The organism is Lactiplantibacillus nangangensis, from assembly GCF_005405065.1.
Lineage (GTDB): Bacteria > Bacillota > Bacilli > Lactobacillales > Lactobacillaceae > Lactiplantibacillus > Lactiplantibacillus nangangensis.
Genome location: NZ_BJDI01000005.1, coordinates 45,563 through 60,789, shown reverse-complemented (window position 1 = coordinate 60,789; position 15,227 = coordinate 45,563). Strand labels below are relative to the sequence as shown.

Sequence of the window (15,227 nt, the reverse complement as noted above, 5' to 3'; positions counted from 1 at the left end):
GTTATTGACCATCGTTCAACGCTGCCATTGGTTGATCAGGACCATCGACCGCCAACTGTGGCTTCCCATAAAGGTAGCCCTGATGGAGGTCAATGCCTAATGCCTTCGCCATCGCCTGATCATGCGCATCTTCCACGCCTTCCAAAATGAAGTCGAGGTGATACTGTAAAGCGATGGTATGCCAAAATGAGAGCGCCGTTGGAATTTGATCCGCCTTCCCACTCATCCGTAAATTTTGCATCGCAAACTTAATTTGATCAACATACGGCAACAACGGTTCAACATTATCAAAAGTGTTCGAACCAGTCCCGACATCATCGATACTTAATTTGATCCCGTACTGATGAAATAACATACTATATTTTTGAATTTCGGCTAACGTGGCATTTTCTGTCAATTCAATCGTTAGCGCTGCCGGATTTAACCGTTTTTTTAAATAAATAATCGTCCCTAGCATTAACTTATCTTCCGCTTGTTCACGGTTTAAATTTAAAGCTAACACCTGGTTCGTTGCTTTAGTCGCTAATTGTAAAGCTAAATTTTCTAATAGTTGGACCTGTTTGGTTAATGGTAATTCGGTAAAAGTAGCCGGCACAGCCCAGCGACCATGCGTTTCTTTGCGTAACAAAAGCTCATATCCAAAGACGGACTTTTGGCTTTGATCAACTTGTGGTTGAACAAAAAAGCGATACATCTGATAAAAGACCTCGATTCAAATCCGATTTATGTCAATATAATTTAACTAATCAACATGGTTCTCAGTATAGCCTTTTAAGCATAAAATATCGACACCCAATGTCTATTTTGAACGAAAAAAGTCTTAAATTGACGTTAAATTAGCCGGTAACGGTACCTCCTAGCAAAATTCCCATTAAATATGTGATTAAAGCCGTTGCCACGCCGACCAAGGTATTCCGGCAAATCACTTTAATTAAAGGGACCGCTGAGTGACGTGCACTGACGGTGGCATTCAAACTCAAAGCAATTACCATGGCACCAATTGTGTTCACTAATCGCCAAGCTGGTGTCGACAAACTAATCGCTAATAGTGGAATCAATGCCCCCAACATAAAAGCGATAAACGAAGTCATTGCCGCATGAATCGGATTCAGCAGATCAATCTCACGTAGCCGAGTTTGAGTCATTTTGACCACTGCTGAATTATCTTGATCAGGTGATCCCAGCGACTGAGCTGAACATCTTTTTGAGCACTGACAGAAACATATTCACCGCCAGCCATCGAGCAAGCCCCGGCCAGCATACCTGAAATTCCGCTAATAAATAACGTTGTATTACTCAAATCAGCGCCGACCGCCCCTAGCACGATGCCAGAAACTGAAATAATCCCATCATTCGCACCCAGAATTCCAGCGCGCAATACATTCAATCGATCCCAAAAGTGAAAATACCAATCCTGCCAGGCTTTAATTGTCGTCAACATTCTCAAAAACTCCCTTATTTACCTAATTTTTGCAAAAAAACAGCGCTTGACGTTAGTCGCCACGCACTGCGGTGGTTCTATTCAATTGTTAAATTCTTCATTTGTTTAATGCTCGAAACTTGCAGTGATTGTGCGTTGTTCGTCGCTTCAACTCTCCGGCTATACAGCGCAGGTTGGGCTGGCTTGAGGCTCAGTGGTGAAATTTTACTTAGCGGAGTGGTTTACTCAGCTTAGTAAAAGCCCGGCTTGGGAGACCGCACTATGGCTTCCAACCGTGGCCACCACGTTCCAGCCTCAAACCAGTCCAACCGGAGCGGCAATTTACCACTGACTAATCCACTTTTATCGTTTCAATTTATCCCAAATCACAACATTGCCACTAGCTAACGACTTTGGCACATCGATGATCCGTTGATTGGCACTGCCACGGAATTGAAGCGTCAAGTCCATCTGGTCCTCTAAGAACCGCCCGTCGACCAAAATGTCAATCAATGAAAGCATCTTCAGTTTGTCGTCGGAATCCTTTAATAATTCATCCCAAGTATAGCCAGACCATGACCAGATATCCTTGGTGTGCCCGAATTCAGCCCGCACCCGTTCACAGATACGAATCGCAACTTGCGTATTCAAGAAGGGCTCACCACCAAGCAACGTCAAGCCTTGCACATAATCCTGACTCAAATCTTCAATAATTTGATCTTCCAGATCCTGTGTATACGGTTGACCATAGTGGAAGTTTTGGGCCGCGACATTGTAACAACCGGGACAATGGAACGGGCAACCACTCAAATATAAACTGCAGCGAACCCCTTCCCCATCGACAAAGTTAAACGCCTTGTAATCAGCGACGTATTGTTCACTTAAGTCCTCTGCCAGCCATTCTTTGGGCATCGGATTGTTTGGTCCTTTCATAGCGTGCGGCATTCCTAATCATCTCCGGAGACATATTTTTTTGACGTGACGCAATTTCAACGTGACGGCCATGAACCATTGGCCGTTGTTGCGGATTACCCAAATAACCACAAGTCCGTTTAACCACATCACAGTATTTAGGATCATGGTTGCCGCATTGTGGACAAACGAATCCGCGAGCAGTCGCTTTAAATTCACCTTTAAAGCCACATTTGAAACATTGATCAATCGCCGTGTTCGTGCCTAAATAGCCGACGTGATCATAAGCCCAATCCCAGACCGCTTCCAAGGCTTTAGGGTTCTGTGTTAAGTTTGGATATTCACAGTAATGAATAAACCCACCCGAAGCATACTGTGGGAAACGTTCTTCCATCGTTAATTTTTCAAATGGTGACGGATGCTTCCGCACATCAAAATGAAAACTATTCGTGTAATATTCCTTATCGGTAATATCAGCAATCCGACCAAACTTCTGAATATCATCACGGCAGAACGTATCGGTCAGTGATTCGGCCGGCGTTGAATAGAGACTGTAATGATAGCCACTCTCTTCGGCCCACTTTGCACATTTATCCCGCAACGCTTTAACGACCGTTTCCGCGAAGTCGAGTGCTTCGGCATTGTGTTCCCAGTTAGGCCCAAAGAAGGTCGTGCAAACTTCGTAGATGCCAATATAGCCGAGTGAAATCGTGGCGCGTTGATTCTTGAACAGCTCGTCCACATTGCCACCAGCTGGTAATCGTTTGCCAAAAGCCCCATACATGTAAAGCAACGGCGCATTTTCAGGTTGGGCTTCTTTCGTGCGTTCGATGCGGTAGGCCAACGCTTGATGACAAGTGGTCATCCGTTCTTCAAAGATTTCCCAGAATAGCTTGCGGTCGCCGTGCGCAGATAAGGCAATGCGTGGCAGATTAACCGTGACAACCCCTAAATTCATGCGGCCGGAATTAACTTCAACCCCATTCTCATCGCGCCAACCTTGTAAGAAGGAACGGCAACCCATCGGTGTCTTGAAGCTACCCGTTAATGCCTTGATTTTATCGTACATTAAAAGATCCGGGTACATCCGCTTAGTTGAACACTCAATTGCCAATTCCTTAATATCATAGTTCGGATCATCTGGTGCTAAATTCAACCCCCGTTTGATCGTAAAGATCAGCTTAGGAAAAATAGCTGTCCGGCGTTCTTTGCCAAGTCCTTTAATCCGAATTTGTAAAATAGCGCGTTGAATCTCACGTTCGATCCAGCTTGTGCCCAAGCCAAAGTTGACCGTCGTGAACGGCGTCTGACCCTGTGAGGAATACAAGGTATTGATTTCATATTCCAAAGCCTGCATCGCATCGTAAATGTCTTTCTTGGTCTTGGTTTTCGCATAAGCCTTACGCTGATCGGCAGCGACCCATTTTTCGGCATCCGCCAAATGCTTTTGATAATTGATTTCGGCATAAGGCGCCAATAGTTGGTCGACCCGGTTCGCGGAACAGCCGCCGTATTGTAGTGAAGCGACGTTGGCAATAATCTGTGCCATTTGCGCCGTGGCCGTTTGAATAGAGCGTGGTGAAGCGACTTCGGCATTCCCAATTTTATAACCATTTTTGAACATGCCGTCAAAGTCGATCAAGCAACAGTTCGTTTCTGGCGTCACTGGTGAATAATCTAAATCATGCCAGTGGATATCGCCACGCAAATGCGCCTTAGCCACTAAATCTGGCAGCATCTTCAGGCCAATCGCCCGACTGGCCGCCCCTGCTTCAAGGTCCCGTTGGGTATTAAAAACATTACTATCTTTATTGGCATTTTCATGAACAACGCTGGCATCCCGGTTAAATAGCTTTTCGATCCGTTCACGCACGTTCGTTGCACTCGAAAAACGTTCTTGTTCCGCAATAAAATAATCCTGATAAGCTTTAGCTGCATCCGTTAAATCCAGATCCGTTAAAATTTGAATTAGCGCTGGCCGTAATTCGCGCGTTTCAATGACGGCCGTCTGTTGGTAATGGCTAACCAAGGCCCGTTTAACGGCGGTTTGTTCCGCATCATCTAATGCTAATTGGTCTAAAACAAAATTCAACTTATATGGATGAAACTTAGTCTGTGTCCCACCCCGTTTGATTACCGGCAATGGCCGTAGCACATCTAAAAGTTCTGTTGTGTTCGTTGTTAACATATCTATCCCCACTTTTCAGTCACTTTGACGCAAAAAGGTCCAGCGGCACAACCACTTGGTCATTCAATGCGTTCTCAATACTATATATAGTAGCTCACTTTAAGCTGATTGCCTATATGGTGTTATTGACTGCTTTTCAATGCAAAAGTGAGTCTAGCAACGTTTATTAGTCTTATACCTGATTAATAAATTTGTTTTATATCAATTGCTGAATACATTTGGAATAATTAATATAAGGGCTATACGACCGACGTTAGCTGGCTGATTTCAAGCTTTCAGCTTTTATTTTCAAGCCAATTCGGCCCCTAACCGGTCGGCTAAAATTAACTTTGACCCAATTCACTTGCAAGCAGTACTCAACACGACCTCCCAATTTATTAAAACTAATCTTAAATTTCTTAATAAAGAGACGCGTATTGGTTTCGATTACGACACGCTTCATCTATAATGGAATTCTGAGAGAGCAAGAGTCGTTAGTTTGAGAGCTTCGACTTTGGAGGAGATTGGGCATGAAAAATAGATGGGGTGTATTCGGCATGGCGCTGATCCTAAGTTTAGGGTTAGCGGGATGCCAGTCAGCGGCCAGCGGGAACGGGCTTGCTGACAAACAGGTGCAGTCGGCAGCACCGACCGTCACGGCAGTTAGTAAAGTGCATAGAACGGATTACTTGGGGCGCTGGGTCAATGCTTCCGAGCATTTGGCACTTTATTTAAACGCCAACCAACAATTGGCACTGTTTCAAACGGGGCGTACCACAATTAAGGGAAATTTTAATTTAAAATTAGCCAAGAATGATCAGGCGACCTTGAGCCAACGTGATTTAGGCACAACTAGCCTGGCATTGGATGATGCCACCAATATGACTTTAACCACTGGCAAACGGACCATTAAATTAGCCAAAGATACCGGCTGGAGTCCGCAGCATAGCGATATGCCGACAACGACGACCGCGGCCCTACAAGGCGCGTCGCTAGTGAGCGGCACCGGTTTAAAACCAAATTATTAACTTGTTTCCCAAAAAGCAACCGTTAGTGTGACTGGATAAATCAGTCATACTAACGGTTGCTTTCATATAATAGAAAAAACGCCTTATTTAAACTGCCAGAACAAATGCTAAATAACCAAAACATAACTCGTAGCTCTTCCAGCGCCAACCTTCCGAATCTTGCCAGCAACGACCAGCTGATGTAACCCACGCTCAATCGAAACTTGGCTGTACTTCGGAATCAAGGCAATCAATTCTCTTTTTGTTAACGGGCGCAATTCATTTTGTAACCCTTGCAAAATCAATACCGGTGCCGTAACTTTTTCTGGCTCGACTGACGGTGCTAAGCGTTCTGCTAAGTCACGATAAGCTTGTAAAACGACGCTCAAGAAATAATCTAGGAAAGCTTGATAATCGTTAGTGTCTTGTAACCACCCCTCAGAACTGACCTCTAGAGCTTGATAGTATTGCGACTTTGTTTTTTCAATTAAGGCTTCCAAACTAATATAACGTCCTACCCCATAATCTGCTTGATATAAAACTAGTAGCATTAACAATCGCGACAAACGACCATTACCATCTCGAAATGGGTGGATTGAAACAAAATCAAAGACAAAAGCACCACACAACAATAACGTTGGTAACGTATCTGCCTGAAGTGCTTGGCGAAAGTTATCACAGAGCGACTCAACTAATGCCGGAGTTAGGTAGGCTGCTGGTGGCGTAAAGCGGACAACCTCAGTTCCATCCGTATGCCTGGCCATAATTTGGTTATCAATATCTTTAAATTTACCACCCCAACTGCTAGCAGTGAAACTAAATAAATGCTTGTGTAACGTTAAAATTGTCGATGCAGTCATCGGAATATACGCATATTGTTCGTGAATTAAACTTAAAACATCTCTATATCCCGAAATTTCGGCCTCGGAACGATCATGTGGCATGGTCTTCTTAGCCATAATCAACCGTAACCGGGTACTACTAGTATAGATACCTTCAATTCGGTTGGAAGCATCAGTACTTTGGATTTTTGCCACGGCAACTAGCCGGGTTAGGGCCGCGGTATTTGCTTGAAGTTGGGCCGCGCTAATTTGTCCACGATATTCTGAAATTTGACTAATTTTTTTAGTCATCATTGGCGTAATGACTAGCTTATTTAACGTTTGATAATCAAATTTTTTCACGTCACTCACCTCTAATCTACGTCATTATAGCCAAAATGACGTAGATTAGCAATTAGATGAGTGTTAAAAGGCGACATTTTCACTTTTAATCTACGTCATTTTTAAATAAATGATGCAGATTAACACATATCACCATTTAATACTTTTTTTCAAAAAATATTCTGAAGCCTATTTAGCAGTTATTGTGAGCCAAATGACGCTATAATGACACCATCAAACCAATTGAAGGTGAATTCATTATGGACAATCCAATCAAAGATCGCATTACGATTCGTATCGACCATCAACAAAAGATTGAAGCACAAGCCGTCGCCAAAGATTTAGGTAGCGACTTGAGCACACTTATTAATATTTTTCTGAACCAAATGATTAAAGAAAACGGTCTCCCGTTCACACCATCAAATCGTGTTTCAGAACTTGACACGGCTTTAGATCAACTTGCGATATATAATCGTGCCGGTGCCCACCAACATTTAAAAGAATTACGTGACGAGGCAGACGCCGATGATTGATCGCATCCGTTTTACTAAAACGTTTGATCAACACTATAAAGTGCAAAAAAATAACTGTTCTGAAATGTTGACCATTTCGAACAGTTATTTTCTATTATTAAGGCTAAAGGTCTAAAGCACCAAAATTGGCGTAAATCCTGTAATACTGGCGCTCGTTATACCTGAAACGAATCCATGTGGCTCATCGCTCCGTCAGTCAAAGCCACTAAATTTAAGTGCCTGACTAACCACTAAAAACAATTAGCTAGCTGTAGGTTGTTGTTGATGGCATCGGCCGTGTGGGTGGCGTTTGACCGGTGTTTTTCCGGTCTTACACCACGGACCGGCTGGGAGACTTGCGGTTTAAGCAAGGCTTCCGGGCGAGGGACAAGACGCTCCTCAGGCTTGGCCCGGTCCCTCGACCGCATGTCATCAACAACAACCGGAAGCGGCAATCAGCGACCAGTCACTAATAACGTCCGCCGCTAGTTCAAATAACTGACAAAGAGTTCTTCATACAACTTGATAAAGTCTAAATACATTTGCTTATCGATACTTTCATTAACTTGATGTGGTGTTTGATTGCCAGGACCGAACATGATGAATGGGAAATCATGTGACTTACCTTTCAATAAGTTAGATGCATCCGTCACTGCGGGAATCGCCACTTTTGGAATCGGTTGGCCCGCATAAGTTGACCCAATTTTAGCGGCTAAGTTACTTAACTTACTGTCTTTTGGTGACTGCACCGGATCTTGTGACATGAAGACCGTCATAGCCAACTGGGCTCCGGCTGCATTCTGTTGGTCGACCAATTTTTGCAAGGTCGCAATGGCCGCAGCGTTGTCGTATTCAGGAATCGACCGAATATTCAGCTCCGTTTCCGCTTGGGCCGGAATGGAATTGACCTGGTTGCCACCCTTGAGAATGGTTGTGTTAAAGACGAGGTCACCAAGTAAATCGCTATGCCGATCACTGTCCCGAAAAGCGTGGTTCGCTTGGTTGAGCAAATCGAGTAACGGATCCAGCGCATTATACCCTTGTTCCGGCATCGAGCTATGCGCGGCTTTCCCAGTTGATTGGATGCGCACGTCGATCGACCCTTTGTGGGCAAACGCAATATTGTAGCCGGAAGGTTCGCCAATCAGCAAAGCATCGACATCTTGCATCGTGCCCGCTTCGTAAAACTTCTGCGAACCGGTCTCTCCGACTTCTTCAGCCACGGTCGCCATCAACCGAATTCGCCCATTAGTCAGCGTCTTAGCCGCGTTGATTTCAATCATCGCAATCACCATCGCCGCTAAACCAGACTTCATATCGGTCGCGCCACGTCCGTAGAGTTTGCCAGCCTTTTCCGTCAGCTTAAATGGATCCGAATCCCACTGCTCGATGTCGCCTGGTGTCACGACATCCATATGCCCAGAAATCCCCAGAACTGGTCCAGCGGTCCCAATTTCGGCAACTAAATTACTCCGGGTAGCGCTTAGTGGCATTAAATCCGCCTTAATCCCATGCGCCGCAAACAACCGTTGTAAATATTGTGCAACTTCGGTTTCATCATCATTGACTGATTTGATCTGAACTAAATCGGCAAAAATTTTAATCTTTTCGGCTTCACTAAATACTGACATCAACACATCATCCTTTCTACATAAGTTTATCTTAACGCAGAATGACCGTTCATTGTGTAAATAGCCATTGCCAAAAAGCAGCGCCCATTTGGACGCTGCTTTAGTCTGCACCAAGCTATTCCGTGACTGACTCTAATTGATCAGTCTTAGCTTTGGCTTTATTTTTAGCTAACATTTTATCAGAGAAACCGAATAAGAAAACTAAGACGGTTGAGATGAGTAACGTGCCGTAGTGTGAAATCAGATAGCCATAGAAGTTACTGCCAATTCCGACGCCGGGCGTGATAAACGCTGGGAACCCAATCAAGGAACCGGATAGCGCATAGTTGTTGACCCGCAGTAGACCAGTAATTAACCCTCCAAAGGCACTTCCGATACTAGCCCAAACGAAGACCCGTTTGTATTTCAAATTGACCCCGTATAGTGCGGGCTCAGTGACCCCGCAAAACGCTGAAACAGCGGCCGCCAATGAAATTTCTTTAAGCTTCTTATCTTTAGACTTGAGGAAGACCGCTAAAACGGCCCCACCTTGAGCCACCATCGTGATTGAGAGGATCGCATTCAGGTAACTATGCCCATTCGTCGCAATATCGTTGATGACGATTGGAATAAGTCCCCAGTGCAGCCCGAAAATAACCATCGTTTGATACAAGCCACCGATGACGAAGCCGGACAGTGCTGGACTGAAGTTGTAGATCGAGACAATCCCATCTGCTAAGCCTTTACTGATCATCGTAATCACCGGGCCAACACCAACGAGCACGATGACACTTAGGATCAATGCTTCTAAAATTGGAATAAAGACGCTCCGCAGGTACAGTGGCACGACTTTCTTCAAGAACTTCTCAACGTAAGCCCCCAACCAGGCGGCCACAATAATTGGGAAAACTGAAGCCGAATACGAAACCAAATGGGTCGGAATACCGAAAAACGCAATCTGGGCCGTCGCCGCTTTTCCAGCTGCCCCAATAATTTGTGGATAGATCAAGACCCCACCAACGATTGCCAGTACAATTGGATCAGACCCCAACTTTTTCGCCGCCGTGAAACCTAGAATAACCGGTAAGAAGTAGAAAGTCGCATCACCAATCGCATTCAGGACCATGTATGTGCCGCTTGTTGCGCTTAAAACTTTGAATCCAGTCAAGGCTGCCAGAATTCCTTTAAGAATCCCTGAGCCAGCTAAAATTCCAATGACGGGAATCATGGAAGCAGTCATGACACCGATAATGCCACTAAAACCATGCTGAATCGTGCCCCAGAAACCATAGTGTGGTTTATTCGCCGCAGCACTCGTTTCAGCTACAGCTTTCTTAGTCGCGGCATCATCACTAAACTGTGGGCCAAGTTGGCCAATCACCGCGTCATAGACGTCATTGACGGCGGGACCAATCACAACCTGATATTGGCCGCTCCCCTTAGTCACGTCGATCACACCATCTAAGTCGCTGATGACTGCCGTATTCGCAACACTTTCATCTTTTAAATAAAAACGCAGGCGCGTAATACAATGAATTAAACTATTGACGTTTTCGGGTCCGCCAACGTTTTCGATGATGTCATGTGCGAGTTGATCATACTTGCCCTTACCAACCTTCGTCGCAGGTTTAGCCGGCATGGCATCCGCACCTTCACCGGTTACCATTGCGACCGAATCACCAGCTTCAACCAACTGATCCAACTCATTTAAAAAGAGTTGATAGTTGTTCGCGGCACTGTTTGTGATAACCGTCATGACGGTTACTGGCTTACCAGCCTTTTTAATGCCGGCTAAATCCATAATGGCTAATTCTTGCCCAGCCGTAACTTTGGTGCCCATCTTAACGAGTATCTGGTAAGGCTTACCACCCAACTCGACTGTATCGATGCCTAAATGTAACAGAACTTCCATCCCATTGATTGTTTTCAAGCCGATTGCATGCTTGGTCGTCGCAATCATCGTGATTTCCCCACTCACGGGTGCGACAATCTTGCCGTCACTTGGTTCAATGCCAAAGCCTTTTCCCATCAAGCCTTTTGAAAAGACTGGATCATGAATCGCGCTTAGCGGCAATAATTCACCAGCAACTGGCGCTGTCACGGTTGTTTGAACTAACTTTGCTGCCATTTTTAACCCTCCCCAGCGTTATGTTGACGCTTACAATTATTACTACGAATATAAATCAGAAATTTGTTCGAACTTATTTCCATAACCACATTTTACCTGCCACCTGTGAGAAAATAAAGCAAACACAATAATTATTTAAAATGATGAAATTTGATTGGTAAGACCACTGCCATTGTAGTGGCTGATAAACCGCGCCGCAAGCCTATATTACCTAACTAACCTCAAGAGTAGAAGGAAAGCGACACTCACGATTGGACGGTTAACTAACAATCTCACGGGACTAAAAAAGGCATTCGGTTTTATTAAACCAAACACCTCAACTTATAATGACTAACTATTTTCTGAAAATTTGGCAGTATCTTTTTCTAATTCACGATCATACCAGCCAAACAGTCGCTTCATATTTGCCACCACCCGTTCAAAAGAAAATATACTGAGTAATAGCAAACAAGGTAGGTACTGGATCAAATAGCGACTCCGGCCACCTTCAAATAAGAGCAAAAACATAAAACCACCGACCATTGATAATCGTAGGACCTGAATCAGATTTTGCCGTGGTCCAAATCCCAATGCAATAATGACTAGTAAGGTAATCCACCAGAATTGGGCAGCAAATCTAAAGTCAGCAATATGTTCACCATATAAGTAAATATAATTTTTCAATTGATTGGTAATTCCGTTTTGCTTTGGCTTCTGGTTATCAAGAAAGAAATGTCCTTCCTTCAACCAGCCAAAAGTCCCATCAGCAGTGTTGTTACGCTGCTTCATAACAAGAAATTTGGCATAACCCAAGGGACCCAACTTTTTTAGCCGCTTCTTGAGCATTTTTACAGAATAATCTGTTTTTTGCTTTTCAGTCGGCAAGTAAACCATCGCAAGTGCTTGCCGCCAACTATAACCACCCTGATCATAGACCCCCATCGCCATAAAATGAATTGCTGGAATCGATAGCGACTTATCAATTTTTAAATAGGTCTGTGATTCAACTTTTTGATGAACAACTTTGTATGTTTCACTCGCACTGTCAACAATCAAAACAGATAAAGCCAAGGTTAGAAAAACTCGGTATGCTGTAAAATGGCGCTTCTGCACCATCCAGGCCAAAAACTCAACAATTACGATCGCGATGACTGGAATAATTGATGATGGCTTCATGAAATAAGTCAAAACGACACTGACGCCAAATCCGACCGCTGCCGCTGCCTGAAATCCAAATGGCATCTTGTCGCTCCGCATTGTGAAATAACACAACATGAACAATGAAACCAGTGGTAAGACCCATGCATCTGTGTAAGGCATGATAATACTTGGAAAAACGGCCAACCAACCACAAGTCATATAAATGGCCACCCCCAGTGCACGCCGCCTTACAACGTACACCGATAACAAATTAAGCACTGCCGAAAGGTCAACAAATAACAACGTAACATAATCAAAAAAGATTCACTGCGTTTGATGAAAACTAACCGATAACCAGTGCATAAATAACATGATTGGCAAGTTGTTTTGGTTCAAACTAAAGTAAGACGTAATATCTTGATCCCAAGCACTTGTCTTATCAGTCGCCGCGTGTACCAACATCCCAGAGTCAAACCCACTATTTGGATGGACAAAATAAATAAAAAGAATTTGCAAGATTAAAATTGCAACCAACATCAGACTACCGGTCATCAATTTTCGGGTCACGAATACCTTGTAAAACCAAGCACGTATGCCAGGATACGCATAAATCATGACACAGATAGCAACAATAGTAAGCACTAAACCGGTGGTCACCATCGTCGTACTCGTCCCAAAGGTCGCATTATCTCCGATAATAATATTCGGAGAGGTCAGTGCAAAAAAGAGCATCAGATAAAATAATAACCGCCAAAAAAGATTGATCACCCCATGACTGAAATTATAAAACCTACGCATTGGATGCTTCCTGTTGTTTCAATTTGGCTGCAACCTGTGATTCAGATGGAAATTTTCGCTCGGTAACATCAATACAGAATGAACGTGTTGGGGAATCACTAACTTCAATCCGCAAGAGAACGGCATTATTTTGGCGTAAAATACCATCGACTTTATCAAATAAATATTCAGTGACATTTTCGACCGTTGGATTAATCACTTTAAATTCAGGTAGATCATTCAAAAACTTACCGGACAAGCCATCAATCGCTTCATTTAGCGACTTTTCAATATCAAAAAAGGAAACCATCCCTTCAAAGACATGTAACTCACAAACAATCTCCCAAGTATGATTATGCTTTTTACCAGTTCCTGACTTCCACCGTACCGCGTGACTAGCATTTACATATGATTTAATTTTATAAGAACGTTGCTTCTGCATGCTCATTTTCCTTCCTTGTCGCGTCGGTGTTGTTCTCGAATTGTCCTAATATCATCGCGAACCACACTAACCAATTGAGACATTTCTTGATTAAAGCCAAGCATTTTCCATGAAGCCTTAGTCGTCATGGCATTGATAATACCAATCAAACGAATCCATGAACAAATAAACATATAGATTGGCAGTGTCAATGTTACCCACCAAAGATGCATATAGTACTGACGTTCGGTTGGATATTTCTGTAAAATCGCCCCGACACTTAGATAATTGATCACGGCAACAAAAACATATAACACGTAAATTAAGAGATATGACAACCCCAAAATTAAAGGTGAATAGCCAAAAACAACTAAGACAAAACTAGCGAATGTCCAAATCATCCGTGGAAAGCTAAACGTATGGTCAATCATCATTCGCCGAATTAAAAAGTTATCAAAAAACCGCTTCAGACTGGCTGACTGCGACATATAAGTTTGACTAACTTCCATTTCACCACGTTGCCAACGTTGCCGCTGACGATAGAGCTCAGAAAGCCCAGAAATCGGTTCCACATAAAAAATCGCATCCGCGCAAATGACCACCTTTTTGCCTAGCCGTGTCCGAATTTGAAAGGTCATATCCGTATCTTCACCAATCGTATCAATATCATACAAAAAGGTTTCCATTAGAATTTCACGGCGAAAAGCTGAAAAGGCACCTGACATTGTAAACAATTGATCACGTGACGATTCCATCGTTCGTCCAGACAAAAACGCTTGGGCATATTCATAATATTCATTCTTAGCCAATATCCGGTGCCACCAACCAGAAACATTTTGAATCATATCGCGCTTAGGTAAAATTGAACCGGTCATTGCCGCAATGCTCAAATCATTTTCAAAACGTAACACCATGTTTTTGACCGCATTAGGTTCCAATAAGCCATCACTATCGATATTAATGACATAAGTCCCAATACTTTCATAAATTGCTGTATTTAAAGCACGGGCTTTTCCCTTATCCGTATTAACATAGCGCAAAATCAACTCTGGAAAAGTATTCTGAGCCCGGGCATAAGCACCGAAACTATCATCAGTACTTTGATTGTTAGCCAAAACGATTTGCATCGCATTTTTAGGATAAGTTTGATTATTAATCGACTCGATACACGCAAAAAGTGTATCTTCTGAATTATAAACTGGCACAATAATCGTTACCCATGGCCACTTACCTGGAGGTGTCAACTTAGCTTCATGCTTATGCATTCGCAATAATTTAATGGTCGAAATAATTGCTGGAATAATTTCAACGACAATCGGTATTAACGCCCAAGTAATCCAGAAGCCCATCCTAGTCAGTGCTAGATTAATCCAGTACATCAAGATTTACTGTGCCTCCGATCTAAAAACTCTCGATAGATGCCACGTGCCAGCTGTGAATACGTGAAGACATTATAATATAGCGCAATGACTAAAACATAGAAAAGCAGTCGTCCAATCACTGAATGCGCCAAGAAAAATGTTTGCCCGCCACCAAAATGAACGATGGCAATGACAACTACTAATCGCAGTACATTAATCAAGTAGATGTAAAGAATCCCAAACGCCGCATAAAAAACTTTTTCCTTACGTTCATACATCGGGAAAAAGGCCACTAATGCCACAAAAGCACAAGTTTCAATAATCCCCGAACATTCGTAATCAATCGACATCATGACTGGATTATTGCCATTTATAATATAAACAAGACCATTTTTGAACGTGATCGTACACCAGTTAGTTAAATCGTTGAATAAGGCCACCCCGTGAATGACCGCGTGAGTAAAAAACCAAACCCAATATGGACGACTGATGGCTGAAAGGATAAAGAAAAGTCCAGCACTCCCAATAATGAAAAAGAAGGCGGATAGCTGGGCTCGCTTTAGCACTGACAGGACGTACAGCCATCCTACAGTTCCGAGTAGGATATAGACGTTCATTTAAATCAGTCCT

The 15,227-nt window shown here is 43.3% G+C and carries 15 protein-coding genes; 2 read left to right on the top strand and 13 right to left on the bottom strand.

Features of this window, described 5'->3' with window-relative positions; translation table 11 throughout:
* Position 1: 1 nt before the first annotated feature.
* The 5 genes from FFM70_RS06175 to nrdD all read right to left on the bottom strand — a co-directional run bounded on the left by FFM70_RS06175 (position 2) and on the right by nrdD (position 4,520).
* The gene (locus FFM70_RS06175; RefSeq protein WP_137615973.1) at positions 2-694 is read right to left on the bottom strand and encodes an EAL domain-containing protein; all 693 of its coding nucleotides are present in this window, start codon (positions 692-694) and stop codon (positions 2-4) included.
* Between the two features lie 142 nt (positions 695-836).
* Positions 837-1,145 carry a VIT1/CCC1 transporter family protein gene (locus tag FFM70_RS13940; RefSeq protein ID WP_223877446.1) on the bottom strand — a complete coding sequence of 103 codons (309 nt, stop codon included), beginning with the start codon at positions 1,143-1,145 and terminating at the stop codon, positions 837-839.
* Complete coding sequence (locus FFM70_RS13935; protein ID WP_223877445.1) at positions 1,142-1,441, bottom strand: VIT1/CCC1 transporter family protein; 300 nt, start codon at positions 1,439-1,441, stop codon at positions 1,142-1,144. Before FFM70_RS13935 ends, FFM70_RS13940 begins: the two co-directional genes overlap by 4 nt.
* 342 nt (positions 1,442-1,783) lie before the next feature.
* Positions 1,784-2,365, bottom strand: a complete 582-nt coding sequence (gene nrdG, locus FFM70_RS06165; RefSeq protein ID WP_137615972.1) for an anaerobic ribonucleoside-triphosphate reductase activating protein — start codon at positions 2,363-2,365, stop codon at positions 1,784-1,786.
* Positions 2,298-4,520 (bottom strand): anaerobic ribonucleoside-triphosphate reductase, encoded by a 2,223-nt coding sequence (gene nrdD, locus FFM70_RS06160; RefSeq protein WP_137615971.1) that lies wholly within the window; start codon positions 4,518-4,520, stop codon positions 2,298-2,300. Before nrdD ends, nrdG begins: the two co-directional genes overlap by 68 nt.
* 509 nt (positions 4,521-5,029) lie before the next feature.
* On the opposite strand from nrdD, the gene FFM70_RS06155 reads away from it, so the two are divergent.
* Complete coding sequence (locus FFM70_RS06155; protein WP_137615970.1) at positions 5,030-5,527, top strand: hypothetical protein; 498 nt, start codon at positions 5,030-5,032, stop codon at positions 5,525-5,527.
* 107 nt (positions 5,528-5,634) lie between these two features.
* On the opposite strand, the gene FFM70_RS06150 is transcribed toward FFM70_RS06155, so the two are convergent.
* Positions 5,635-6,690 carry a Fic family protein gene (locus FFM70_RS06150; protein ID WP_137615969.1) on the bottom strand — a complete coding sequence of 352 codons (1,056 nt, stop codon included), beginning with the start codon at positions 6,688-6,690 and terminating at the stop codon, positions 5,635-5,637.
* Between the two features lie 239 nt (positions 6,691-6,929).
* On the opposite strand from FFM70_RS06150, the gene FFM70_RS06145 reads away from it, so the two are divergent.
* On the top strand, positions 6,930-7,202 hold the full coding sequence (locus tag FFM70_RS06145; RefSeq protein ID WP_137615968.1) for a type II toxin-antitoxin system RelB/DinJ family antitoxin: 273 nt from the start codon (positions 6,930-6,932) through the stop codon (positions 7,200-7,202).
* Positions 7,203-7,666: 464 nt separating this feature from the next.
* Here the strand turns inward: FFM70_RS06145 and FFM70_RS06140 are convergent, their stop codons facing one another.
* From FFM70_RS06140 to xrtG, 7 genes are all read right to left on the bottom strand, one after another.
* Positions 7,667-8,812 (bottom strand): ArgE/DapE family deacylase, encoded by a 1,146-nt coding sequence (locus tag FFM70_RS06140; RefSeq protein WP_137615967.1) that lies wholly within the window; start codon positions 8,810-8,812, stop codon positions 7,667-7,669.
* A 115-nt stretch (positions 8,813-8,927) separates the two neighbouring features.
* Positions 8,928-10,919, bottom strand: coding sequence for a PTS sugar transporter subunit IIABC (locus tag FFM70_RS06135; RefSeq protein WP_137615966.1), 1,992 nt, complete (start codon positions 10,917-10,919; stop codon positions 8,928-8,930).
* 330 nt (positions 10,920-11,249) lie between these two features.
* Entirely contained in the window at positions 11,250-12,362 is a 1,113-nt protein-coding gene (locus FFM70_RS06130; protein ID WP_349731071.1) for a TIGR03766 family XrtG-associated glycosyltransferase, read from the bottom strand.
* The gene (locus tag FFM70_RS14090; RefSeq protein WP_349731066.1) at positions 12,363-12,836 is read right to left on the bottom strand and encodes a glycosyltransferase family protein; all 474 of its coding nucleotides are present in this window, start codon (positions 12,834-12,836) and stop codon (positions 12,363-12,365) included. It abuts the gene before it with no gap.
* Entirely contained in the window at positions 12,829-13,257 is a 429-nt protein-coding gene (locus tag FFM70_RS06125) for a 6-carboxytetrahydropterin synthase (RefSeq protein ID WP_137615965.1), read from the bottom strand. The genes FFM70_RS14090 and FFM70_RS06125 overlap by 8 nt, the downstream gene beginning before the upstream one ends.
* A gap of 2 nt (positions 13,258-13,259) precedes the next feature.
* A complete protein-coding gene (locus tag FFM70_RS06120; protein ID WP_137615986.1) occupies positions 13,260-14,615 on the bottom strand; it encodes a TIGR03111 family XrtG-associated glycosyltransferase in 1,356 nt (451 codons plus the stop codon).
* Entirely contained in the window at positions 14,615-15,214 is a 600-nt protein-coding gene (gene xrtG, locus FFM70_RS06115) for an exosortase family protein XrtG (protein WP_137615964.1), read from the bottom strand. The genes FFM70_RS06120 and xrtG overlap by 1 nt, the downstream gene beginning before the upstream one ends.
* Positions 15,215-15,227: the final 13 nt, after the last annotated feature.